A 24,006-nucleotide genomic window follows, 5' to 3' on the forward strand; every position below is an offset into this window, starting at 1 on the left:
GTCGGTTCAGAGGCCGATCTGCCCCGGCCCAACAGTGGCACGCAGCCAGTTCACGAAGGTCGTCCACATCCCGGTGGTCAGAGCCACTCCGATCACGACGAGCATCGCTCCACCAACACGGGTCACCCACGCATTGTGGCGCCGGATGAAGGCCACCGCGGAGGCAAGCCAGCTCATCCCAGCAGCGACGCCGAGCAGAGGCAAACCCAGGCCAAGCGAGTACGCTGCGGCCAGCACCGTGCCCCGACCGGCCGACCCCTGCGTCGCTGCCAAACCAAGGACGACGGTAAGCGTCGGTCCTAGACACGGAGTCCACGACAGCGCGAAGGTTGCACCCAGCAGCGGGGCGCCTGCCAGCCCGATTTGCGGCAGCCAACCCGGACGCAATGAGCGCGACATCGGTAGCAACCCGGCGAACCCGAGGCCCAGTAGCACGGTGAGCAGGCCGACGACGATCTCGATGATCCGCATGTGCAGCAGCAGAATCCTGCCCAGCTGCCCTGCCGCGTATGCCATGAGCGTGAAGATCACGGTGAAGCCGGCCACGAACAGCCCCGCGCCCGCCAGCGTGCGTGCTCTACGGGGCCTATCGGAGTCAGCGCCCGTCAGCCCGGTCACATATGACAGATAGCCCGGCACGAGCGGCAGCATGCACGGGGCGAAGAAGCTCACCACTCCGGCCATCGCAGCTACAGCCACTGCTGCCAGCAGCGGACCGCTCGCTGCGGTCTCGGCGAGGCTCACGGCTGCTGCTCGGCGGCAACGGCACGTATGGACGTTTCGAGTTCCTCGCGGGTGACCACCTTGCGGAACACTGCGGCGACCCGCAGGCCCCGGTCCAGGACCAGTGTCGCCGGGATGACGCTGGGCGGGACGTCGGCAAACCGCAACGCGGTGCGGCTCGCCGGGTCGAACAAGCTCGGGTAAGTGATCCCGAAGCTGGTGTTGAACGCCTTCGCGGCGTCACGGCCGTCGCGGACGTCCACCCCGAGGAACTGGACACCGAGTTCGCGGGTCGCTTCGTAGGTTGCCTGCAGGTCGGCTGCCTCCAGTCGGCACGGTGCGCACCAGGAGCCCCAGAAGTTCACGACCACGACCTGACCGCGCCACGACTGCAAGTCGAATGACGAGCCGTCGAGCAGTTCCCCGGTCACGGTGGGGCCGCTCTTGCGGGAGTCGGCCGGGATCTGCACCGCTGTACCGATGCGAGCGTCCGCTGTCTCGGCGGGTGCTGCTACGACGTTGCTGCTGCGGCCGCAGCCTCCTGCGGCGGCCAGGCCGGCTAGCAGCAGGTATCGCCTTTTCACGTGACACTCCCCTGCTCGACCGAACCGACGCTATCACCTAACATTCTTAGGTGATCGGAAGGGGTCGGTGCTGTGGTATGCCTGCACGTGGGAGGCAAGCGGGTCGGCGCACGGCGGACGGACACCCGTGTCGCCGGCGCGCGGTGCAGGAGCGACTGGCTCACTGTGCCCAGACGGCAGCGGGCAGGTGGCGGGAACCGGACCGGGACCAGGGGCGACTACCCGCGCATGAGCATCTGTGACGTGATGAGGGAAGGCTTGTTCGCGCGTGTGGACGGCCAGCCGTCGCCGGTGGCGGGTCTTCACCTCGACGAACACGTCGCCGATTGTGGGGCCTGCCGCCTTTGGTCCGCCGTGGCCCAAGGGCTGCGCGATCAGGTTTATGCCGACCGCGTACACGCACCGGAACCCGGCCCGATCAACCCGGCCGTTGCCCCGAAGCCCGGCGAGCGGAGCCAAACATGCCGGAGAGGGCCGCATGAGCGCCACCGGATCCTGCGCTTCGCGCTGGCCGCAACCTCGCTGGCGCAACTGTGCCTGGCTCTGCCGGCACTAGCCGGACCCGGGGTCGTCCATGGCGCCCGGGAGGTGGCGTCATTCGACGTCGCCGTCGCAGTCGGTTTCGGGTTGGCCGCATGGCTGCCGCAGCGAGCACGGGCGTTCGTCCCGGTCGCGTTCGTACTCGCCGCTTGCCTGGCCGTCACCAGCGTTTCCGATGTCGTAGGAGGGATCACCGCGTTGCCAATGGAGACGGGCCACATCGCTACTGTCGCCCAGGCGCTGCTGCTCTGGGCACTGAGCCGCACCGCTTCACGGCAGGCGCGCCAGCCGATCACGGTCACAGGGTCGGCGTCGTGAGACCCCTGGCCCGCGCCGCGGGGTTGTTGCTGGCCGCCGTCGCGTTCACCGCTGCCGTAGCCCTGCCCGCCGAGCCGGCTCAGGCGCACGCGGCGCTGCTGCGGACCAATCCGCCGATCGGTTCGGTCGTAGCCCAGGCGCCTTCGCAGATCACCTTGACGTTCAGCGAGTCGATCACCGCAGTGCCTGGCAAGATCCGGATCGTTGGTCCTGACGGCGAGCGGGCCGATCGCTCAACTCCCACGGTCGCGGGCACGACGCTGTCGATCACCTTGCGCGACGACCCCAAGCAGGGCACGTATCTGGTCAGCTACCGGGTGATCTCGGCTGACAGCCACCCGATCCCTGGCGGATTCACGTTCTCGATCGGCATACCGTCGGCCGCCCCGGCAGCCACCGAAGGCGACGACGACGTCAACGCCACCGTTTCGACGCTGCTCACCGTCGTGAAGGTCGTCGGCTACCTGGGGCTGGTGTTGCTGGTGGGGCCCGTGCTCGTCCTGAGCATGCTGTGGCCTCGGCGACTGAGCCAACGCACGCCACGGCGGCTGATGTGGACCGGGTTCGTCGTCTGCGCCGCGGCGACGCTGGCCGGGCTGTATCTGCAGGCGCCGTACACGACGGGCACCGGCCTGACCGGGGTGAGCGTCGGTGACCTTCTCGACGTGGCGGGCTCGACCTACGGCCTTGCGTCGCTGGCGCGCCTGGTGCTGCTGGCCGCGGCAGCGGTGCTCGTGCGGCCGTTGCTCGTCGGCCGTGACCGGCTGCCCGGCCGGGTGGCGCTGCTCGCCGTCGCCGCGCTGGCTGCGTTGACGTGGCCGGTGACAGGGCACCCGGCTGCCTCCGCCGTGCCCCTGATGTCGATCGCGGTCGACGCGGTGCACCTGGCCGGCGCCGCAGTCTGGCTCGGCGGACTGCTGATGCTCGCCGGCTGGCTGCTGCGTCTGTCGGACGAACGCGAGCGGGCCGCGATTTTGCCGATCTGGTCGCGGTGGGCTTCGCTGGCAGTCGCCGCGGTGCTGCTGGCCGGCACTGTCTCGGCGCTGATCCAGGTGGGCACGCCGACGGCGTTGGTCGGTACGGCCTACGGCCGGCTGGTGATCGCGAAAGTCGGTCTGGTCGCCGCGGCGCTGGTCGCGGCGTTCGTGGCGCGGCGCCTTGCGGCCGGCCCGGCGCTGTCGCGACCCGGTGGCCTGCGTCGAGTCGTGTTCGTCGAACTGGCGATCACCGTGGCGGTGCTGGCCACCACCGGGGTGCTGACGCAGACCACGCCAGCGCGCACAGCCGAGCAGATCACTCAGGGCATCACGCAGCCGCAGACGTACACGACCACCCTGACCAGCCCGAAGTTCACGCTTCAGCTGGAGGTCAGCCCGGCAGCGCCCGGCGACAACCTTATGCACCTGTACGCCTACACCCCACAGGGCGCGCAGCTGACAGTGGTGGAGTGGACGGCAACTGCGGCTCTGCCGTCGGCCGGCATCGAGCCGGTCAACCTGGCGATGATCAAGTTGACGGACAATCATGCGAGCGCCCAGTTCGCGATGCCGACGCCGGGGCAGTGGGAGCTGCGGTTCACGTTGCGGTTCAGTGACATCGATCAGGAGAGTGTCGGTACCACGGTGACCGTCGAGGCACCCAAGTCTTGACTGGGACGCCTGCGGCTGCCAGGTCTGGGCAGCCGCAGGTGTCAAGTCATTCGGCTGGAAGCGACTGCTCGAGCCGCTCCATCGCAGCGATCTCGCTGCGCTGGCCTGCCTTCATGGTCTCTGCCAGCCATCGAAGATCGGGGTTGTCGCTTTCGGCGAGTGCGGCGTCGACCATGTGAATTCCGCCCAGATGGTGTTTGACCATCATCTGCAGGAAGAGCCGGTCGAGGTCGCGGCCTTCGGCCTGTTCGAGCTGCGCCATCTCGGCGGCGGTGGCCATGCCGGGCATCAAGCCGTTGTCGAGGGATTTGGCGCCGTCGGGCATCCACGACATCGGTGGTGCCGAACCGTTGATGTTCAGGTTCCAACTGCGCAGCCACTGGCCCATGATCCCGATCTGGGCCTGCTGGGTCAGTGCGATGTCCTCGCCGAGGGCGCGAACCTGCGGGTCGGTTGCGTTCTTGGCTGCGATCATGCCCATGGCGACTGCTTGTGCGTGATGGGTGGACATGTCCCGGGCAAACCCGGCTTCGACGGAGCTGTCGCCTGGCGTGCGGGAAGAAGCGGCCACCAGCGCTGCGCCGAAGCCGAGCAGCATTCCGACCACCACAGCAAGGGCCGGCCACCGCCACCGTCGGATACCTGCGTGCCGGAGCTTGGTCATGATCTGAAACATGTGCGATCCGCTCGTCAGTTGCCCTGCTCGGTCAGTTTCTGGGCTTGTTCGGGAGTCAACGGGGTTGTGCCGGTGGCGGTGCTGCCGCCAGAGCAGATGGCGCCGGGCTCCATGGTGGCGTTGACGCGCAGTGCGCCGATGAAGTCGTCTATGCGGGGGTCGGCGACATCTTCGACGGCGAGCTGGTACCCCCAGGCCTGAAGCGACACGGCAGTGGGTAGCCCCGGCACCGGGCTCATCAGCATGTATTCGCGACCTTGGACTTTGGCTGCGAGTGTGGCTACTTGGTCGTCGGGCATGCCTTCTCGGTAGGTGATCCAGACCGCGCCGTGTTCGAGGCTGTGCGCGGCGTGCTCGTTGGGGATCGCCGCGTCGTAGACCTCGCCGGTGCAGCGCTGCCAGATGCCGTTATGGGCTCCACCGACCGCCGGAGTCGGGTTGTAGGTCTGCACGCCCTCGACATGGTCACGGGCCAGTTCTTTGCCGGCGCGGTAGTCGGCGACGCCGTCGATCTGGGCCACGCGGGTCTGCCAGCCGTAGCCCACGCTGCCAGGGCGGTAGACCGCCCATGCACCCCAGCCGATGATCCCCACCGCGATCATGGTGACCGCGGCGAAGGTCGCGATCGAGCCCCAGTTGCGGCTGGCGCCGACCGTGAACTGCGCCGCCTTCTTCCTGCCAGTCCGTCCGCCGGCTGGCTTGCGTGCCGGTGCCATCACCGCCGCCACCGCCCTTCTTCGCCCCGATCGCACGCCGGCTGCTGCCCACGCGCCTCAGCTGCGGGGAGCGTGAGCAGGACGTGCGAAGCCGTCATCACCTAAGATGCATAGTAGTTGACCCCTATAACCCTTAGGAGACGGGTAACCGCCCACGGCAGCAGCCCGCGATTGACCCGACCGCTCGCCACTTGAGGGCAAACGGGGCGCTGCTGGGCGCGAACACGGTGAGGCCACTAAAGTGGTCGGCGTTCGTAGAGGCGACATCAGGGGGCAGGGAACGAATGAGGGGGTTCGGCGACCTCGAGGCTGCGATCATGGACCGGTTCTGGTCTCGCGGCGAGCCCGCGACGGTCCGCGACATCCTCAACGAGCTGCGCCCCGAGCGTGAGCTGGCCTACAACACCGTGCTCACCGTCGTGGACAACCTGTTCAAGAAGGGCTGGCTGGTGCGTGAGGCCGTCGGCCGCGCGCACCTGTTCACTCCGACCGCCACACGCGAGCAGTACAGTGCGCGGCTGATGCGCGACGCGCTCAACGAGGGCGGCGACCCGCAGCTGGCGTTGCTGCAGTTCGTCGGTCAGATGACCCCGAAAGAAGCCGACGCTCTGCGCGCGGCGCTGGCCGTCTACGAGACGGGCCGTCCGTGACCATCGCTGCGGCACTGCTTCTGCTTGCGGCGTCGGTGGCCTGGACAGCAGGGCGAAGCCTGCCGCGGGCCAGCTGGGTGCACCGCGCCCCGAAGCTGGGGCTTGCTGCCTGGTACACGGTCGTGGCTGTCACCGTGACCTCGGTGCTTGCTGCGCCGGTGGTGATGCTGGCGACGTGGCAGCTGACCCTGAATCTCGTGTGCGCCGGGTGGATGTGGTGCGCGCAGTTCCTTGATTCTGTCACCGGGGCTGGGCACCGGATACTGGCCATGCTGGCGCTGACCGCGGTAGCCGTGGTAGTTGCTCGGGGCACAGCCACGGGGGTACGCGCCTGGCGGGAAGGCGAGCGCGCCCGCCGAGCTCACCGCGAGATGTTGTCGCTGGTCGCCCGCCGCGACGAGGCCCTCGGTGCACTGGTACTCGATCATCCGCGTCCGGCTGCCTACACGCTGGCAGGTGGCGGTGGGCAGATCGTGATCACCACAGGTGCGTTGGCGAGCCTGCCCAAGGTTCAGGTTGACGCGGTGCTTGACCACGAGAGGGCACACCTGCACGGTCGCCATCACCTGTTGCAGCAGATGACCAGGATGCTGGCGATGTGTTTCCCGACGGTGCCGATGTTCGCTCAGGCGGGCCGGCAGGTCGACCGACTGGTCGAACTGTGCGCCGACGACGCTGTCGGCGGCGAGCGGCGCATTCAGCTGGCGCGGGCGCTGGTGATGTGCGCACAGGCTGACGGCGGTGTGCCGATGCCGGCCGGAGCATTGGGGGCACACGGCGGTGATGCGGTCGAGCGCGTGCGCAGGCTGTTGGCACCACCGCCGGCGTTGTCTGCCACCCAGCGCGTCCTGACGATGGTTGCGCTCACGGCACTGCTGGCCATGCCGCCGGCGCTGGTTGCGTTGGGCCTGCTGTTCCCGGCCGCTTCCCGGTGCCTGCCTGCGCTTTAGGCGCCGACCCGGTGACGTCGCCTGCCTGCGCGAGGTGCCGGGTTGACCGATCTCCTAAGACGGATAGTAGTGTGGCTGCGGGCCGCGTGACCCCTGCGCGGCGCGCAACGGAAGGACCATCGCCGTGCCCCTCACGGTCCGTCGACGCCTGCCCGCAGCACCGGTATTGATCATTTGCATCGCCGTGCTTCTTGGATCGGCACCACTGTCTGCCTATGCCGAGCCCGATGCCCTCAACGAGGGCAGCTCCGCCAAGGTCAAGACCCTGCGGTCCAACCTCGAAACCGCAGCGGTCGGCTATCTGCAGGCACAGGAAGCTCTTGAAGCCTCGCGTAAACGCCAGCGCGAACTGCGCGCCACCCTCGTGGCAGCCGAGAACAGGCTGGCCCGGCTGCGGGTGGGGGTCTCCAGATACGCCGCCGAGGCGTACAAATCCGGTCGACTGGGTGTGATGGGAACGATGCTCAACGCCACCTCGCCTGACGACTTCCTGGCCCGCACCGCGGCGCTGGAACGCATGACCGCCCGCGACGACGCGCAGCTGGCCGAACTCATGGCCGTAACCCGGCAGGCGACGCAGGCCAAGGCCGACATCGACGCCGAGGTCAAAGAGCAGGCCAAACAGGCAAGCGAGATGTCCAAGCGCAAGAAGGCCGCCGAACTGGCTCTGTCGGCGGTCGGCGGTTACGCCACCCGAGGCTGGGTAGACCCGAACTCACCACTGGCAGCGCCTGCCCGCCGTAACGCTGACGGGAGCTGGCCCGCCGAAGGCTGCACCATCAACGATCCCACCACTGGCGGATGCATCACACCGCGGACCCTTCACGCGCTACAGCAGGCACAGAAGTCAGGTTTCAAGCGGTACGTCGCCTGCTACCGACCCGGTGACGTGTACGAGCACCCCAAGGGCCGCGCCTGTGACTTCTCCAGCGAGGTCGGCGGGTTCAAGAACTTCTCCTCCACGGGGGAGTCGAAGCTCTACGGCGACAAACTCGCTTCATACTTCGTCAAGAACGCCAGCCGCCTGGGGGTCCTGTACGTGATCTTCTTCTGCAAGATCTGGCTGCCGGCAACCGGCTGGAAGACGTACTCCCCCACCGGGTCCAAGTGCGGTGACGACGCCGCCGGTGACCACACCAACCACGTTCACCTGTCCATGTACTGAACCGGCCCCCGGTTCCACACCGGCTGCGTTGGGTAGGACGGTTTCAACCGTGGCGACATGCCGCGGCATCGAGCGGCGTTACGATGACGCCGCCCGGGCAGTGACATCCCAGCAGCACCCGACGCGGCCAGCCGCGGGCAATGCAGGAGGACAACTTGGGCGCAGGCCACGACCACAGCCACACGACCGCTACCGGGCAGCACCGCAAAGCCCTGGCTGCCGTCCTGGGGATTGCCGCGGTCATCTTCGTCATCGAAGTCGTCGGGGCCGTCATCACCGGCAGCCTTGCGCTGCTGGCCGATGCCGGGCACGTCCTGGCCGATGCGGGCGGCGTTGGCCTGGCGCTGGGAGCAGCCGTGCTTGCCGCTCGGCCTGCCACCTCGCGGCGCACGTTCGGATGGGCCCGCGCCGAGATCCTGGCCGCCGCAGTCAACGGCCTCGTCCTGGCCGGCATGGGCGTATACGTGCTCATCGAGGGCGTCCGACGGCTGTTCACCCCGGCCGATGTGCACCCCGGCGGCATGGCGCTGTTCGCGTTCATCGGCTTGGTCGGCAACGCCATCGGAATGGCGCTGCTCTTTCGTGCTCGTGACGACAGCCTCAACATGCGTGGAGCGTTCCTGGAGGTCGCCACCGACACCGCGACTTCAGTCGGGGTCATCACCGCGGCCGGGGTGATCGCGTGGACCGGATACACACAGGCCGACGCGATCGTTTCGATCATCATCGGCATCGTCATCATCCCACGGGCGTTGCGGCTGCTGCGTGAAGCCGTCAACGTGCTGCTGCAGGCTGTCCCGGAAGGCATGGATCTTGACGAGGTACGCCGCTACATCCTGGAACTCGACCACGTCGTGAGCGTGCACGATCTACACGCTTACGTCGTCACTTCAGGCCTGCCGGTGCTGAGCGCACACGTGGTCGTCGAGGACGGATGCTTCCACGACGGGCACGCCCCGCAACTGTTGGACGCGCTGCAGGAACGCATCAAGGGCCGCTTCGATGTCGAGCACTCGACGTTTCAGCTGGAGCCACCGGGTCACGGCAGTCACGAGCACTCCACCCACGCGTGACACCGCATGGACCCGACAGTCGACGGCCCGCCACAGCCGGATCGATCGGTGAGCGGTCGGGCGATGGCCCGGTGCAGCGATCTCAGCTACCCGCCCCGTCCTGCAGATAAGCCACCGACGGTTCTCGATCGTGGGTAACCGTGCCAGCGCGCCAGACCGCCGGCGGGTCATGAACACGCTGTCCGCCGCCCGTGGGGGCGCACCTGGAAGCGCACGGCGTCATGCCGGCTCCAGCGGCCTGCGCTGATGCTGCTACGGGTTAAGCCGGAAACGTTCCCGTTCAACCGGCCATGATCGTCCCTCGGCTCATGGGGTCCGGTGCGGAACCGGCGAACTTCGGAATCCCGCAGTAAGGGCCCGAACGATCGGTAGCATCACTAATGGTGATGCACCTACGACTCTTAGTAGTCGATATGGACGCCGGCTCGTCCTCGTGGACGGTGTGAGGCGGCTGATCTGCCGGTCGAAGCCCCAAGGCTTCGCCACGCCCTGCCTGAGGAGAACCGATGACGATGCTTGGCGCGCCAGCCAGACTGCCGAGACCCTCCCCGTGCCGTGACCTGGCAAAACTCGAGCGGCCCCCGGTAGCCGCGTCGGTACCACCATCAGCAGCGCGGCCGGCGCGGGCCGGCGCCCACACCGATCGACCACGACCGCGAGCACCAGTCGTGCCACCCAATCAGGCCAGCGTCTGAGTAACGCGCACACCGCCTGCATCCCACGAACCCGATTCACACGGGCCCGCGCGGGACACCCCGCGCAGAGCCGACCTGTACGGCTACTCGATGCCAGTTCCGGGCGCCGTCGGCGATGGTTTCACGCTCCGCCACAACGCCATCGTCGTGCAGCCACGCCATCGGAACACGACACAGGCCGCGACGACGTCTGGACCCTGCCGGATCCGTTCAGCCGTCCTTGTCGTCCGCGGAGGGAGAAGCCCATGAGCACACGCGTCCTCGATGTCAATGATCTTCCCGAGTTCCCTGACGTCGAACCCGGTCGCAACGGCGGTCTGGTGCTGACCTGCCCCGGCTACGAGCACGAGCCGCGCTGGCGGCCGGGCGAGCGGCTGCCGCAGCTGTTCGAGCAGCAGTGCGACCGGCTGCGCCGGTACGGCCGGGGCGAGCAGCTCGCGGTGGACACCGGGGAGGAGACGCTCACCTACGAGCAGCTCGACGCGCGCGCCAACCAGCTCGCCCGGCACCTGATCAGCCGCGGCGCCCGGCCCGGCGACCGGATCGCGCTGCTGTTCGACCAGCCCGTGCAGTCGTACGTCGGCATGCTCGCCATCGGGAAGATCCACGCCGCGTACGTGCCGCTGGACACCGGCTTCCCGGCCGACCGGCTGGCCTACATCGTCGGCGACTCCGGGGCGCGGCTGGTGCTGTCGGTGTCGCACCTGCGCGAGCACCTGGCCGAGGTCGCCGAGGCCGAGGTGCTCTGCCTCGACGAGCTCACCGCCGAGCTGGCCGCCACCGGTGAGCAGCGGCTGACCGAGGCCGAGCGCGGCGAGCCCGTCGACGAGCTGGCGTACATCATCTACACCTCCGGCTCCACCGGCCGGCCCAAGGGCGTCGCCGTCGAGCACGCCGCCATCTGCAACTTCGTCCGGGTCGCCGCCGAGCTCTACGGGGTGCGCCCGGAGGACCGGATGTACCAGGGCATGACCATCGCGTTCGACTTCTCGGTCGAGGAGATCTGGGTGTCCTGGATGGTCGGCGCGACCCTGGTGCCCAAACCCGGCGGGGCCAGCCTGCTCGGCCGGGACCTGTGGGAGTTCCTCACCGCGCGCGAGGTCACCGCGATGTGCTGCGTGCCGACACTGCTGGCCACGCTCGACGAGGACCTGCCCGACCTGCGCTTCCTGCTGGTCTCCGGCGAGGCCTGCCCGCAGGACCTGGTCACCCGCTGGCACCGGCCGCACCGGCGTTTCCTCAACGTGTACGGGCCCACCGAGGCGACCGTCACCGCGACCTGGACGCCGGTGCACCCGGACAAGCCGATCACGCTGGGCCTGCCGCTGCCGACCTACGCCACGGTGATCCTCGACCCCGACTCCCCCCGCGCCCTGCCCCCGGGCGAGCTGGGCGAGATCGGCATCGCGGGCGTCGGCCTGGCCGTCGGCTACGTCAACCGCGACGACCTGACCGAGCGCGCGTTCATCCCCGACTTCCTGAACATCAAGAACAACCCGTCCGGGCGCATCTACCGCACCGGCGACCTGGGCCGGGTCAACGAGACCGGCGAGATCGAATACCTGGGGCGCATCGACACCCAGGTGAAGATCCGCGGGTACCGCATCGAGCTGACCGAGATCGAGTCGGTGCTGCTGCAGGTGCCCGGCATCGCCCAGGCCGTCGTCGACACGCACAGCCCCGAGCCGGGCGTGACCGAGCTGGTCGGCTACTACAGCCTGCGCAAGGACACCGTCGCGCTGGACCGCCAGCAGATCTACTCCTGGCTGCGGGAACGGCTGCCCGGATACATGATCCCGTCGTATCTGGAGCAGCTCGACGCGATCCCGATGCTGCCCAGCGACAAGGCCGACCGCAAGAGCCTGCCGCCGCCGACCAACCGCCGGCTGGCCGCGCCGCCCACCGAGGCCGCGCCCGCGAACCCGATCGAGCAGGGGTACGCCGAGGTGCTGGCCGAGACCGTCCGGGTGGACCGGGTCGGCGTGGAGAGCCACTTCTTCGAGGAGGTGGGCGCGGACTCGCTGCTCATGGCACGGTTCTGCGCCCGGGTACGGCAGCGCGCCGACCTGCCCTCGGTGTCCATGCGCGACGTGTACGTGTACCCGACCGTGCGCGCGCTGGCCGCCGCCGTCGCCCCGGCCGCCGCAGAAGGCGGCGCTGGGCAGCCGCGCACCGTGCCCAAGCCGGCCCGCGAGCCGCACCGCGCGAGTTCGCTGCAGTACGCGGCCTGCGGCGTGGTGCAGTTGCTGATGGGGCTGGGCTCCGCGGTGATGGGCGGCTTCCTGCTCATCTTCGCGTTCCGCTTCATGGCCGCCGCCAAAGGCTACCTCGAGCTTTATCTGCGCTCGGCGGCGTTCAGCATCGTCGGATTCCTGATCCTGGCCCTCTACCCGGTCGCCGTGAAGTGGCTGCTCATCGGGCGGTGGAAGGAACAGGAGATCCCCCTGTGGGGGCTGAAGTACCTGCGCTTCTGGTACGTGCGCATGTGCATGGGCGCCAGCCGGCTGCTGATGTTCTACGGCACCCCGCTCTACCCGTGGTACCTGCGCCTGCTCGGCGCGAAGATCGGCCGCAACGTGGTGATCCTGTCTCCGGTCATGCCGATCTGCACCGACCTGCTGACCATCGGCGACAACACGGTCATCCGCAAGGACTGCCACTTCACCGGTTATCGCGCCCAGTCCGGCTACATCCAGACGGGCCGGATCACCATCGGCAGCGACGTGATCGTCGGCGAGCACAGCGCGCTGGACATCAACAGCGCCATCGGCGACGGCGCACGGCTCGGGCACTCCTCGACGCTGCCGCCCGGGTACGCGGTGCCGGCCGGGGAGAGCTGGCAGGGCATGCCGGCCCAGCCCGGCCACGCCGGGCTGGGCACGGTAGAAGCCAGAGACTGTGGGTGGTTGCGCAAGACGACCTACACCGGCGTCAAAGTCGCCAACCTGGTGCTAGCCCGCGGTCCGCTGGTGTTCGGCGTGTTGGTCGGCGTGGTCACGCAAACCCCGATGCTCAGGCGGATTGCAGACGGTCGGCCTTTCTCCATCGCCGGTTTCATCTACCTGTACCTGGTGCTGGCTTCGGCAGTGCTGTTCGTTGGCGGGCTGCTGCTTGCTCTGCTGAGCATCGTCACCATCCCACGCCTGCTCAACCTCATGATCACGCCAGGCAGGGTGTACCCGATATACAGCTTCCGGTACTGGCTGCAGTCCACCATCAGCGCGATGACCAACTCTGCGCTGTTCATGCGCCTGTTCGGTGACAGCTCTTATGTCGTGAACTACCTGCGTTGGATCGGCGTCGACCTGCAGCAGGTAGTGCAGACCGGCTCCAACTTCGGCATCGAGTTCAAGTTCGACTCGCCGTTCCTGTGCACCGTCGGCACCGGCACGATGGTGTCCGACGGCCTGTCCATGGTCAATGCCGACTACTCGAATACCTCGTTCACGATGTCACGGGTCACTGTCGGCCCGCGCTCGTTCGTCGGCAACGACGTCACCTTCCCTGCGATGAACGCCGTCGGCGAGAATGTGCTGTACGCCACGAAGGCCGCTGTGCCCACCTCTGGGCCCCTGCGGACCAACTCAGGCCTGCTGGGCTCACCGTCGCTGCCGATCGCCCGGGTCGTCACCCGGGAAACCGGCTGCGAAGCGCCCACCGGGGACGCGCTGCGCCGCGCGCTGACTCTGAAGAACCGCTACAACCTGCGCACGATGGCGTGGTTCCTGCTGGTGCGGTGGTTGGAGGCCGCAGTCGGCCTGGCGGTGCTGGCCGCCGCGATCGACTTGTACTCCGAGTGGAGTGTGCTCGTCATCCCGGCCGCGATGATCGTCATCCTGGTTTTCCACATCGCTTACGACGTGCTGGTGGAGCGGCTGGTCGGCGGGTTCCGGCGGCTCCGCTCACGGCGCTGCTCCATCTACGACCCGTACTACTGGTGGCACGAGCGGCTATGGAAGCTGGAAGCCCCGGTCCCGTTCGCGGGCACCCCGTTCCGCCCGATGATCTGGCGGCTGCTGGGCGTGCGCATGGGCAAGCGGGTCTACGACGACGGGGCGTACATGTCCGAGCGCACCATGATGACCGTCGGCGACGACGCCTGCCTCAACGCCAGGGTGGTGATCCAGTGCCACTCCCAGGAGGACGGCATGTTCCGCTCCGAGCCGACCGTCATCGGCTCCGGCGCGACCATCGGCGTCCACGCGTTCGTGCACTACGGCGTGACCGTCGGCGAGAACGCGGTGCTCGGCGCGCACTCCTTCCTGATGAAGGGCGAGCAGATCCCCGACGGCGAGGACTGGACCGGCAACCCGGCCCGGCAGGTGCTCGAGGCGCTGCCCGCCGCGCCGCGCCGGACCCGGCCCGTGCCCTGCACCTCCGGCCCGCGGGCCGGTTCCCGGGCCGCGGCCCGGGCGCTGCTCACCGAGCTGCGGGCCACGCCCGCTCCCCGGCGGCGGCGACCCGCGGGCGTGGCGGTGTCGCTGTTCTCGCTGGCCGCGTGCCGGCGGCGGGAGAACGACCTGGCCCAGTTCCTCAACGCCACCGACCGGGCCGAAGCCGACAGCCTGCACTCCGACGAGCGCCGCAGCTCCTTCGTCATCACCCGGGCACTGGTCCGCATGATCCTGTCGATCGAATGGCACGGCGAGGTCGCGCCGCGCAACTGGAGCCTGCACCACGGAGGCTTCGGCAAGCTGACCGTCTCCGGGCCGCTGATCGGCATCGACGTCAGCGTCTCGCACACCGAATCGGCGATCGCGGTGGCGGTCTCGAACACGTACGACATCGGGGTCGATCTGGAGCCCGCCGCACGTTTCGCCGCTGCGTCGCTGCCCTGGACGGCGTTGTCTGCGGCCGAGCGATCCCGCCTGGCCGAGACCGGCGCCGGTGATCTGAGCAGCCAGTTCCTGCGTATGTGGACGCTGAAGCAGGCGTACGCACGATGCGCTGGCGGCCACACGGCCACCCATTTTGAGCAGCTGACTACGTTGCTGGAACCTTTGCATGTAGTCGGCGCCGCGCCGAACGGCCGCCAGCGCTACTGGTTCCACCAGGAGCAGTGGGCCGCCGACTCGGAGCAGCACTGGGTGACCGTGGCCGTGCGGCGCCGTTTGGTCCGTCGGCGCGGCACCAAACCGGTAGGTCGTCCGATGCGCCCGGCGGTTAGGTCGGCGGGCCGACGACCTCACACTGAGGGGATCGGTCGATCAGAAGCCAGGGTGCTGATGCACATCCTCGCCAATGGCCGAGTGACCGCACGCCAGGTAACGTCCGCGGCCGCGGCCCCTGTCACGGAGGCCTAGCCTCCGCCGCCTTGATCGGCAGCGGTCAGCAGGATGCTGAGGTCGAGTATTCGTTTGCCTACCCCGGTCTGAGCCGGGACGGCCGTGTCACCGTCGAGGCAAACAGGGGTTGGAACTGCTCCCGTGTCTATCGACAGACGCAGTCAGCCCGCGATGGCCTTGCGTTCGCGGCGGCAGCCGCTTCGCCGGCTGTCGGCAGCCCTTTGAGTTCCTGCCTGATGTCTTGGGCTCAAGCAAGTGGTCCTGGTTACACAACGTTTCGCATCTCACCGTTGTCTGCCGCAGGCAGGCCGGGTCAGGTGCCGGCGGTGGCCCGTGTGCGCTGGTGTTTGCGGGCCTGGTGCCACTCGGCCAGGATCATTAGCCCGACTCCGGCGGTCAGGTAGACGTCAGCAAGGTTGAATGTGGGAAACCAGCCGGTGTGCAGGTAGTCGGTTACCACTCCATCGCGGGCGCGGTCGATGAGGTTGGCTGCGGCTCCAGCAACGACCGCTGCCCCGGCGATGCACCGTAGCCGGTTGGCTTGCGGCACCACAGCCAGGACGTAGCCGGTCAATCCCACGGTCAGCAAGCCAGTGAGGGCTATGATTGCCCAGGCCGGCAGGGACCTCGCGAAGCTGAATGCGACACCGTCGTTGTAAAGCAGTCGCAGCTGAAGTCCTGGCAGCCGCACGGCTCCTGCAGCCAGGACGTCTTCGGCGAGGGCTTTGACCAGCAGGTCGGCGGCAGCCAGACCGGTGACGGCGGCGGCCAGCAGCAGACGGCGGCGGGCGGGCCGCGACCCGGGGAGAGCCGGAGTGGCCTCAGCCACCGTAGACCGACTCGATTTCGAGTTCGTAGTCGACGCCGCGCTTCTTGAACCAGGTCAGCGGGTTCTGTGCGACGCCGTTGACGTAAACCTCCAGGTGCAGGTGGGTGCCGAAAGAGTAGCCTGTGTTGCCCAGCAGCGCGATCACGTCTCCGGCTCTGACCTCCTGGCCGACCTTGACCAGGACTTTGCTGGAGTGCCCGTACAAGGTCTGGATGCCACCGCCGTGGTCGATGATGACCGAGTTGCCGTAGCCACCGTTCCATCCTGCCTGCACGACCTTGCCCGCGCGCACCGCCATGAACGGGGTTCCCTCGGGTAGCCCGGCCAGGTCCAGGCCCTTGTGGAGCTTTCCCCACCGCATTCCGTAGCGGGACGTGAGGTTGTAGTCCCGAAGCGGCAGCACCCAGGCGTCGGGGGCCTGTGCGATGGAGGTGTTCATCGTGCGGTCGTCGGAGCGGCTTGCACGCTCGGCGGCGTCGCCACGCGTCCCGTCCGCGCCGGTGTAGGCAGCGAGATCGGCTGCGATGTGGTCGGACTTCGCATCGTCGATAGTCGCTCCGGTGCCGAATGCGACGACACCGGCTCCGGCAACGGCGCTGGCAAGTACCGCGGCGTAACGGCGCCGGGAGGGAGCCGCCACACGCCTGCGGCCGCGATACCGGTCGGCTTCCTTCAGCAACTCTGGCCGGTACTGCACGCCCACGCTCCGTAGTTCGTCCCGATATGCGGACCCCCAAGCAGATCTCCTATCCTGCTTGGGACACGCGGAACAACGTAACGAAGGCGAAGACGTGAGCACAAGCCATGGCAGGTCACCAAACGAATGCACAGCGTCATCTGCAGTGCTCCGGCCTCAGACCCGCCTGGTAAAGGCGCGACACAAGCCGCCGAGCTCGGTGAGCAACGTCTCGCCCGGAACCGAACCGCGCCCGGGAGCCGACCCGTGGGCATGAAATTCGCCTTCGCCCGGCCGCTGGCCGCAACAGCTGCGCTATTCGCACTCTCGTGGCTACTGGCCGTTGCGCCGGCGGCGCCCGCAGCTGCTCACGACGGGCTGCTGTCGGCCAACCCCGCCGACGGAGCTCGACTCGATCAGGCACCGACAGCCGTTATGTTGCGATTCGCTGCGCGCCTGGACCCACGCCTGGCCAAGATCGCCGTCACCGGTGGTGACGGAGCGAGCGTGACCACGGGCGCGTTCGCAGCGTCCGGCGCTCAGCTGACCCAGCCGGTGTCGATCACCGCATCCGGCCGCTACACCGTGGCGTTTCGGGTCGTCTCACGCGACGGGCACCCGGTCAGCGGCAAAACCACCTTTACCGTGATCGCCGCAGCACCCACACACGCCACGAGCCCGTCGGCGGCAGCCCAGCCGGATGTTGCCGCATCGAGCGCGCCGCCACCCAGCCCAGCTGCAGCCGCCCCGCAGCCGGAACCCGACGGGCTTAGCGGTGCCGTGACTGCCGCAGCTGCGATCGCCGTGGCCGCAGGTGCTGCGATACCGCTGCTGATCCGCCGGCGGCGCAGGTCACCGCGATGAGCACTTCGATGCGTCGGGCAGCACCCGCCACGGCAGTCGTAACCGGGCTCGCCGCCGCCACCTGCGCGCTGCTTGTCGGCGGCCAGGCTTCGCCTGCGGATCTGCCTGGGCTGGGCGGCCCTGGCCCGGTGACCAGCTGGGGTCTGCCGCTGGCCAGGACAACCGCCGACCTGGCAGCCTCTGCGGTGGTTGGCCTGCTCCTCGGCGCGACTGCGCTGTCGCCGCGGCTGCCCGGCCACGTCCGCTCGGTCGGACCGGCAGGCTACCGTTGGCTGCGAACCGCCGCGTGGTGTGCCGCACTGTGGCTGTTGTGTGTGCTGTCGGTGCTGGTCCTGACGACCTCGGACCTGCTAGGTACGCCGGTGTCGGCACTGCCCGCCGTCAGTGTCGTCAGCTTCGCCGTCGACGTCGAGCAGGGCAGGGCACTGCTGGTCACCGCGGGCGGGGCGGCGGTAATCGCCGTGGCCGCCGGGTCAGTGCTCAGGGCCCGTAGTTCTTGGCTGTTGCTCTGCGTGGCGCTGGCAGCGGTGTGTGCGCCGGTATTCACCGGCCATGCCGCCGGCGGCGACAACCACCAGCTGGCTGTGTCGTCGCTGCTGATCCACGTGATAGCGGCGGTGCTGTGGGCCGGTGGGCTGCTGGCGCTGGTGACCGCCCGTGCTCTTGCGGCAGCTGACTTGCACCGGGCAACCGCGAGGTTTTCGGGGCTGGCGCTGTGGTGCGCGGTCGCCGTTGCCGCCAGCGGTGCTGCGGGAGCCGCAGCCCGGTTGACGTCCTGGTCGCAGTTGACCGGCACAACCTATGGACTGCTGCTGTGCGCCAAGACCTTCGCGGTTGTGGCACTGGCAGGGTTCGGGCTCTGGCAGCGACGGCAGGCGCTGCCCCAGCTGGCAGCTGGCCGCTCACGGGTGTTCGTGCGGCTTGTCGCGGTCGAGGTGGTGCTGTTCGCCGCCGTGATGGGACTTGCCGCATTGTTGGCGCGGACCGCGACGCCGCAGCCGACCGTCGCTGAGGACCCGGCCGTAGAACTGCTGGGCTTCGCGATGCCGGCACCGTTCAGCGTCGATGGTGCCGTCACCGCGTGGCTTCCCGAGCCGTTGTTCATCGCGGCCGCGCTGGCGGCGACCATCGCCTACGGAGCTGCGGCGTGGCGGCTGCGGGCGCGCGGCGACCGGTGGCCCACCGGACGGCTGCTGTGGTGGATCGGCGGGTGGGCTCTGGTCGTGGTCGCCACCAGTTCGGGGCTGGCCCGCTACGGGCCGCTGCTGTTCAGCGTGCACATGACCCAGCACCTGATCCTGGCGATGATCGCACCGATGATGCTCGTCCTGGCGGCGCCGGTGACTCTGGCCCTGAGGGCGCTGCGGCCCGACACCGACCCGACGTGGCCCGGGCCGCGCACCTGGCTTTCCGGGTTCGTCCACGGACGTCTCGCCCAGCTCGGCGCACATCCGCTGGTCGCGCTCGCGCTATACGCGGGCAGCTTGTATGTGGTGTACATGAGCGGTCTATACGAGGCCGCGCTGCGCTCGCACCTGCTGCACCTGGTGCTGTATGCGCATTTCCTGGCCGCTGGATACCTGTTCTTCTGGGTGGTCATGGGCGCCGATCGGGCACCGCGGCCGCTGGCGTACCCGCTGCGGCTGATCGTGCTGCTGGCCAGCATGGCCATGCACGCTCTGTTCGGGTTGATCGTCATGCAGTCGGGCAGCGTCATCGCCGCCGACTGGTACGCCGCCCTGCCCCGTGACTGGGGCGCCAGCCCGCTGGAAGAGCAGCGTCTTGGCGGCGGGATCGCATGGTCGCTGGCCGAGGTGCCCGCCGCCGTGGCTGCGGTGGCGTTGCTGCTGCGTTGGGCGCGCGCCGACCGTCTGGAGGCGGCGCGGTTGGACCGTGCCATGGACCGTGCCGCCGACCGCGGCGAGGACGGCGCGCTGGAGGAATACAACCGGATGCTGGCCCGCCTGGCAGCCGATGACGCGGCAGAGTCCCACCGTTGATCCTCACCAGTATTCACAGCATTTATACAGTTTTCACCGATATTGTCCCGACCCGGTTCGCAGTGAGCCATCCCGGCCGGCCCGACCGGCACCGCCCGCACAGCGCCGGAACCCTGTCATCCATGTTTCGCCCACGCTGAGAGGTCACCGATGCCCACCACCAAACGCCCGGCCGGCCCGGTCAAACGCACGACCAAGCCGTCACCGAAGACGCCGAGCTCCAACATCAACACGAAGATCGCCATCGGCGCCGCCGGCGTGGTCCTGTTCTTGATCACCGCGATCGCTGTGTTCGCCCGTACGGACTCCCCTGCCGCCCAGCCAGCCAGCGGCGACGGCCCGGCCGCAGCCAGCATGGTGCGCGAGGACTCCCACATCCTGGACACCGCCGCGGACGGCAAGGTCACCGTCGTGGAGTTCCTCGACTTCGAGTGCGAGGCGTGCGGGGCTGCCTACCCAGGTGTGGAACAGCTACGCAAGGAGTACGAGGGGAAGATCACCTACGTGGTGCGGTACTTCCCGCTGCCCGGTCACCGCAACTCCGGCACCGCCGCGGCCGCAGCGCAGGCTGCTGCCAACCAGGGCAAATTCGAGGACATGTACCACAAGCTGTTCGAGACCCAGTCCAAGTGGGGCGAGAGCCAGGACGACATGTCGGCGATGTTCGCCGGCTATGCCCGCGAGCTCGGCCTGGACATGGCCCGCTTTGAATCCGACGCGGCGTCCGAGCAGACCAAGTCCCGTGTCGAGGTCGATCGCAAGGACGGCATCGCCGCCGGTGTGAAGGGCACGCCGACGTTCTTCATCAACGGTAAGAAGTTCGAAGGCCGACCGGACTACGCCGGACTGAAGCAGGCTGTCGACGCCGCGCTGGCGGGTTGAGATGACCGCGACCCTGTCAGGGCCGCAGGCTGAGATCGCGGTGCCGGTGCGGGCGACCGCTGTCGACCGGGCCATCGGCTGGATCCTGACCGTCGGCGGTGCGCTTGGCGCCGCGGCTGCGTTCATCCTCGCGGTCGAGAAGATCCGGCTGCTGACCGACGCGTCGTACACGCCGAGCTGCAGCATCAACCCGGTCCTGTCCTGCGGGTCGGTCATGGTGACCTGGCAAGCTGAGGTGTTCGGGTTCCCGAATCCTCTGCTAGGGGTGCTTACCTTCCCCATCGTTGTGACGCTGGGAGTGTTGACGCTGGCGCGGGTGCCGCTGCCGCGGTGGGTGTGGCTGGGGCTGCAGGCCGGGTTGACGTTCGCGGTGGTGTTCGTGCACTGGCTGATGTTCGCCTCGCTGTACCGCATCGGGGCGCTGTGCCCGTACTGCATGGTCGTCTGGGTGGTCGTCGTCGCGCTGTTCTGGTACACGACGCTTCACAACCTGGACCGGGGTCGCCTGCAGCTGCCCGGTCTGCGCCGAAGTGCGGTGAATCTTCTGGCCGAGACGCACGCGGCTGGTCCGGCGCTGTGGGTGCTCACTGTCGTCGTGCTGATCGCGCAGGCATTCTGGGACCAGTGGATGATCATGATGGCCTGAGCGCGGCGCTACTCCTCCGTGACCGGCCGGCGGCAATGGAACTACCGGCAGCGTCGTGACGACCAACGCACGTCGCTTTACTCGAGGCACCGCGTCTGCCGGCAGGCGACGGTGGCTCATCAACCGCCTGCGACTGTCGGCCGGTGCCGCACGCGTCGGCAGCCTGGATCAGCTGATGTGATGGAGAGGTCGTCGATGGGTCAGCCGATGGTGAGTACGCCGGGCAGATGGCTGCGGCTGATGCTCGCCGTCGTGGCCGGCGCGGTAGTGGCGCTGGCGCCGGCAGGCGCATCCTGGGCGCACGAGGTCGGCGGGGTGGGCGCGACCAACTTCGCCACCACCCTGTCGGCGTTGTCGCCGCCTGTCGCCGGCGTCGCGCTGTCGGTTGTCGAGAACGGTTCCCGGCTGGAGCTGCGCAACACGACCGGGACCGAGGTCGTGGTCCGCGGCTACAGCGACGAGCCTTATGCGCGCGTCGGCCCCGACGGAGTGTGGCTCAACGACAGTTCCCCGGCCACGTACCTCAACGCCGACCGGTTCGCCACGACCCAGGTGCCCGACGACGCCGACCCGGCCGCGCCTCCGCGCTGGCGCAAGGTATCCGACGAGGCAGTGCACCGCTGGCACGACCACCGCATCCACTGGATGCTCACGACGTTGCCAGTAGCTGTCGGCGCCGACCCGGCCGCCCCGCATCGGGTGTCGGACTGGCGCGTCGACCTCGACTACGACGGTCGGCTGCTGTCAGCCACCGGGTCTCTGGACTGGGTGCCTGGCCCATCACCGACACCGTGGTACCTGCTCGCAGCCGCGGCTGCGTTCGTGGTCATCGGCGCGGTTTTCACCCGCTACGCCCACCACCTGCTGGCCGGCGCGCTGGGCATCCTGGTCGCCGTCGACGTGCTGCACGCCGGCGGCATCGCCGCAGTCACCGCAGGCACCGTACCCGAGCGTCTCGGCGCGTTCATCGGCTCCGACATGACCGCGCTGCTGCTGTGGCCGTTCGGCATCCTCGCTGCGGTCCTGCTCGCCCGCCGGGCGACGTTCCTCGGGTTCGTTGCGATGGGCGTCGGCGGTCTGCTGGCTTCGACCATGGGGTTCGACGACGCTCCGGTGTGGTGGCGCTCGTCGGCGCCCTCTGCGCTGCCGGCCGATCTGAACCGCGCCAGTGTCGCTGTCGTCGTCGGCGTCGGCGGTGGGCTGCTCGTTGCCGGGCCGCTGCTGTGGCGCAGGTTCAAACCCGTACAAGCCGCCGCCATGACCGAGTCCGAGCCGCAGCCGAGCCCGGAACCCGAAGACGCAACCACGTCGGCGGTCGCGTCACCGGAACCGGTGCTGCTGGGCGCCCGCGCGGCCGCCGCAGCTGCCGCCGAACCGGAGCCGCCTGCGGTAGGCCGCCGCGGGTTCGCCGGAACGCTGGCCGCCGGAGGGTTCGGCGCGATCCTCGGCGCGGCCGGCGGCATCGCCGCCAGCGACCCAGCTGACGCACCTTCTTTTCAGCCTGTCTCGACGCCGTCCCTGGCCGACATCGGCGCCACCGCGGTCGCCTTCCGCGGCGAACACCAGGCCGGTATCGCCACGCCGACGGGTCCGCAGTCGCGACTGCGGATCGTCGCGTTCGACCTGGCCGCCGGAACCGACGCCGCGGGCCTGGCCACCATGCTGCGGACCTGGACCGGGGCCGTCGAGCAGCTCAGCCAGGGCCGAGCCCTCGGCGGCCCGGACGACCACATCGTCACCGGAGCCGGGCCGTGCTCGCTGACGGTCACGGTCGGGTTCGGGCCCAGCATGTTCGGCAAAGCAGGCATCCCTGCCACCGCCCGGCCGGTGCAGCTGACACCCCTTCCCTCGTTCTCCGGCGAGCAACTGGATGCGGCGCGCAGCGACGGTGACCTGTGCCTGCTGGTGGCGGCCGACGATGCGCTGGTCGTGTTCCACGCCGCCCGCGCGCTGACCCGTCTGGCCGCACCGTACGCGTCCGTGCGGTGGCAGCTTGACGGGTTCAACACCTCCCCCGGCACGACTGCGCCCGGTGCCACCGGCCGCAACCTGATGGGGCAGGTCGACGGCACCAACAACCCCCAACCCGACCACGAGGACTTCAACTCGAAGGTGTTCGTGACCCACCCTTCGGCGCCGGCGTGGCTGCGCGGGGGGTCTCTGCTGGTGGTAAGGCGGATCCGGATGCTGCTCGACGATTGGGATGGCCTGGCCCGCCAGGAGCAGGAACGGGTCATCGGTCGGCGCAAGGACACCGGCGGCCCGCTGTCTGGTGGCAGCGAGCGCACCGCGGCGAATTTCGGCGCCACTACCGACGGCGGGGGGCTGGCCATTGCCGCCGACGCTCATATCCGGCTGGCCAACCCGGCGTTCAACAACGGCGCGGCGATGCTTCGGCGGGGCTACTCCTATACCGACGGCGACTCCGCAGGGCTGATCTTCCTGGCGTGGCAGGCGGATCCGGCTCGGGGGTTCATCCCGGTCCAGCGGCGCCTGGTCGGGGCAGATGCGCTCAACCGGTTCATCCGCCACGAGACCAGCGCCCTGTTCGCGATGCCGCACGGCGTGCAGTCCGGTGGCTTTCTCGGTCAGGACCTGCTCGGAGAGGACAAGTCATGATCGTCAAGCGGATGTCGGCTGCTGCTGCAGTGCTGCTGACCGGATCGCTGCTGATGTCGGGGTGCGCGGTGTGGGGCATGGAAGGCGGCCCGGGCGGTCAGGGTGCAGCGGTTCCGTCTGCCGCAGCGGCGTCGGGCCTGCCTGCGGCGGTGGCGACGATGGGTCCGGACGGCGTGCAGCGGATCGAGATCACCGTCGACGATGAATTGCGCCTGACTCCGCAGGTTGTCGCCGCCCGGCCGGGCCGCATCGAGTTCACGTTCCGCAATGCCGGTCTTACCCCGCATGACATCGCGTTGCGGATCCCTGCGGCCGCCGGGACGGGCAACATCAACGGCCACACGGCCGGGACCGTCACTATCGAGGTGCAGACGCCGGGTACGTACCCGATGCCGTGTCTGTACCACGGCACCTCCGGGATGCGCGGAACCCTGCAGGTGCGTTAGCACCTGTTCAGTGCCACACC

At 68.8% G+C, this 24,006-nt stretch carries 19 protein-coding genes; 13 read left to right on the forward strand and 6 right to left on the reverse strand.

Going from position 1 to position 24,006, the window contains the following annotated elements; genetic code table 11:
* Nucleotides 1–6: 6 nt before the first annotated feature.
* Nucleotides 7–744: a cytochrome c biogenesis CcdA family protein gene (locus AB0B66_RS09940; protein WP_360525807.1), complete on the reverse strand. Its 738-nt coding sequence runs from the start codon at nt 742–744 to the stop codon at nt 7–9.
* Nucleotides 741–1,307: a TlpA disulfide reductase family protein gene (locus tag AB0B66_RS09945; protein WP_360525810.1), complete on the reverse strand. Its 567-nt coding sequence runs from the start codon at nt 1,305–1,307 to the stop codon at nt 741–743. Before AB0B66_RS09945 ends, AB0B66_RS09940 begins: the two co-directional genes overlap by 4 nt.
* A 228-nt stretch (nt 1,308–1,535) precedes the next feature.
* Between AB0B66_RS09945 and AB0B66_RS09950 the strand changes: the two genes are divergently transcribed.
* Together AB0B66_RS09950 and AB0B66_RS09955 are read left to right on the forward strand one after the other, a co-directional pair.
* The gene (locus AB0B66_RS09950) at nt 1,536–2,165 is read left to right on the forward strand and encodes a hypothetical protein (RefSeq protein WP_360525812.1); all 630 of its coding nucleotides are present in this window, start codon (nt 1,536–1,538) and stop codon (nt 2,163–2,165) included.
* A complete protein-coding gene (locus AB0B66_RS09955; protein ID WP_360525815.1) occupies nt 2,162–3,814 on the forward strand; it encodes a copper resistance protein CopC in 1,653 nt (550 codons plus the stop codon). The genes AB0B66_RS09950 and AB0B66_RS09955 overlap by 4 nt, the downstream gene beginning before the upstream one ends.
* Nucleotides 3,815–3,860: 46 nt before the next feature.
* Here the strand turns inward: AB0B66_RS09955 and AB0B66_RS09960 are convergent, their stop codons facing one another.
* Both AB0B66_RS09960 and AB0B66_RS09965 read right to left on the reverse strand, forming a co-directional pair.
* Nucleotides 3,861–4,478: a DUF305 domain-containing protein gene (locus AB0B66_RS09960; RefSeq protein ID WP_360525818.1), complete on the reverse strand. Its 618-nt coding sequence runs from the start codon at nt 4,476–4,478 to the stop codon at nt 3,861–3,863.
* 26 nt (nt 4,479–4,504) lie between these two features.
* Nucleotides 4,505–5,218, reverse strand: coding sequence for a DUF3105 domain-containing protein (locus AB0B66_RS09965; protein WP_360525821.1), 714 nt, complete (start codon nt 5,216–5,218; stop codon nt 4,505–4,507).
* 272 nt (nt 5,219–5,490) lie between these two features.
* Here AB0B66_RS09965 and AB0B66_RS09970 point away from each other — a divergent pair, with 272 nt between their 5' ends.
* From AB0B66_RS09970 to AB0B66_RS09990, 5 genes are all read left to right on the forward strand, one after another.
* On the forward strand, nt 5,491–5,856 hold the full coding sequence (locus tag AB0B66_RS09970; RefSeq protein ID WP_360525824.1) for a BlaI/MecI/CopY family transcriptional regulator: 366 nt from the start codon (nt 5,491–5,493) through the stop codon (nt 5,854–5,856).
* On the forward strand, nt 5,853–6,806 hold the full coding sequence (locus AB0B66_RS09975) for a M56 family metallopeptidase (protein ID WP_360525827.1): 954 nt from the start codon (nt 5,853–5,855) through the stop codon (nt 6,804–6,806). The genes AB0B66_RS09970 and AB0B66_RS09975 overlap by 4 nt, the downstream gene beginning before the upstream one ends.
* 124 nt (nt 6,807–6,930) lie before the next feature.
* The gene (locus AB0B66_RS09980; protein WP_360525830.1) at nt 6,931–7,971 is read left to right on the forward strand and encodes a hypothetical protein; all 1,041 of its coding nucleotides are present in this window, start codon (nt 6,931–6,933) and stop codon (nt 7,969–7,971) included.
* Nucleotides 7,972–8,111: 140 nt separating this feature from the next.
* Nucleotides 8,112–9,044, forward strand: coding sequence for a cation diffusion facilitator family transporter (locus AB0B66_RS09985; protein WP_360525833.1), 933 nt, complete (start codon nt 8,112–8,114; stop codon nt 9,042–9,044).
* Nucleotides 9,045–9,984: 940 nt separating this feature from the next.
* Entirely contained in the window at nt 9,985–15,042 is a 5,058-nt protein-coding gene (locus tag AB0B66_RS09990) for a Pls/PosA family non-ribosomal peptide synthetase (RefSeq protein ID WP_360525836.1), read from the forward strand.
* Between the two features lie 295 nt (nt 15,043–15,337).
* Here the strand turns inward: AB0B66_RS09990 and AB0B66_RS09995 are convergent, their stop codons facing one another.
* A complete protein-coding gene (locus tag AB0B66_RS09995) occupies nt 15,338–15,853 on the reverse strand; it encodes a signal peptidase II (protein ID WP_360525839.1) in 516 nt (171 codons plus the stop codon).
* Nucleotides 15,846–16,550 (reverse strand): M23 family metallopeptidase, encoded by a 705-nt coding sequence (locus AB0B66_RS10000; protein ID WP_360525842.1) that lies wholly within the window; start codon nt 16,548–16,550, stop codon nt 15,846–15,848. The genes AB0B66_RS09995 and AB0B66_RS10000 overlap by 8 nt, the downstream gene beginning before the upstream one ends.
* 252 nt (nt 16,551–16,802) lie before the next feature.
* Between AB0B66_RS10000 and AB0B66_RS10005 the strand changes: the two genes are divergently transcribed.
* From AB0B66_RS10005 to AB0B66_RS10030, 6 genes are all read left to right on the forward strand, one after another.
* Nucleotides 16,803–17,393 carry a copper resistance CopC family protein gene (locus AB0B66_RS10005; protein WP_360526311.1) on the forward strand — a complete coding sequence of 197 codons (591 nt, stop codon included), beginning with the start codon at nt 16,803–16,805 and terminating at the stop codon, nt 17,391–17,393.
* Nucleotides 17,394–17,401: 8 nt separating this feature from the next.
* Nucleotides 17,402–19,393 (forward strand): cytochrome c oxidase assembly protein, encoded by a 1,992-nt coding sequence (locus AB0B66_RS10010; RefSeq protein WP_360525845.1) that lies wholly within the window; start codon nt 17,402–17,404, stop codon nt 19,391–19,393.
* Nucleotides 19,394–19,543: 150 nt separating this feature from the next.
* Entirely contained in the window at nt 19,544–20,275 is a 732-nt protein-coding gene (locus AB0B66_RS10015) for a thioredoxin domain-containing protein (protein WP_360525848.1), read from the forward strand.
* A gap of 1 nt (nt 20,276) precedes the next feature.
* Nucleotides 20,277–20,921, forward strand: a complete 645-nt coding sequence (locus AB0B66_RS10020; protein ID WP_360525851.1) for a vitamin K epoxide reductase family protein — start codon at nt 20,277–20,279, stop codon at nt 20,919–20,921.
* 195 nt (nt 20,922–21,116) lie between these two features.
* Nucleotides 21,117–23,540, forward strand: coding sequence for a Dyp-type peroxidase (locus tag AB0B66_RS10025; RefSeq protein ID WP_360525854.1), 2,424 nt, complete (start codon nt 21,117–21,119; stop codon nt 23,538–23,540).
* Nucleotides 23,537–23,986, forward strand: coding sequence for a cupredoxin domain-containing protein (locus AB0B66_RS10030; protein WP_360525857.1), 450 nt, complete (start codon nt 23,537–23,539; stop codon nt 23,984–23,986). Before AB0B66_RS10025 ends, AB0B66_RS10030 begins: the two co-directional genes overlap by 4 nt.
* Nucleotides 23,987–24,006 lie beyond the last annotated feature (20 nt).

The sequence above is a fragment of the Catellatospora sp. NPDC049111 genome, assembly GCF_040648615.1.
GTDB lineage: Bacteria > Actinomycetota > Actinomycetes > Mycobacteriales > Micromonosporaceae > Catellatospora > Catellatospora aurea.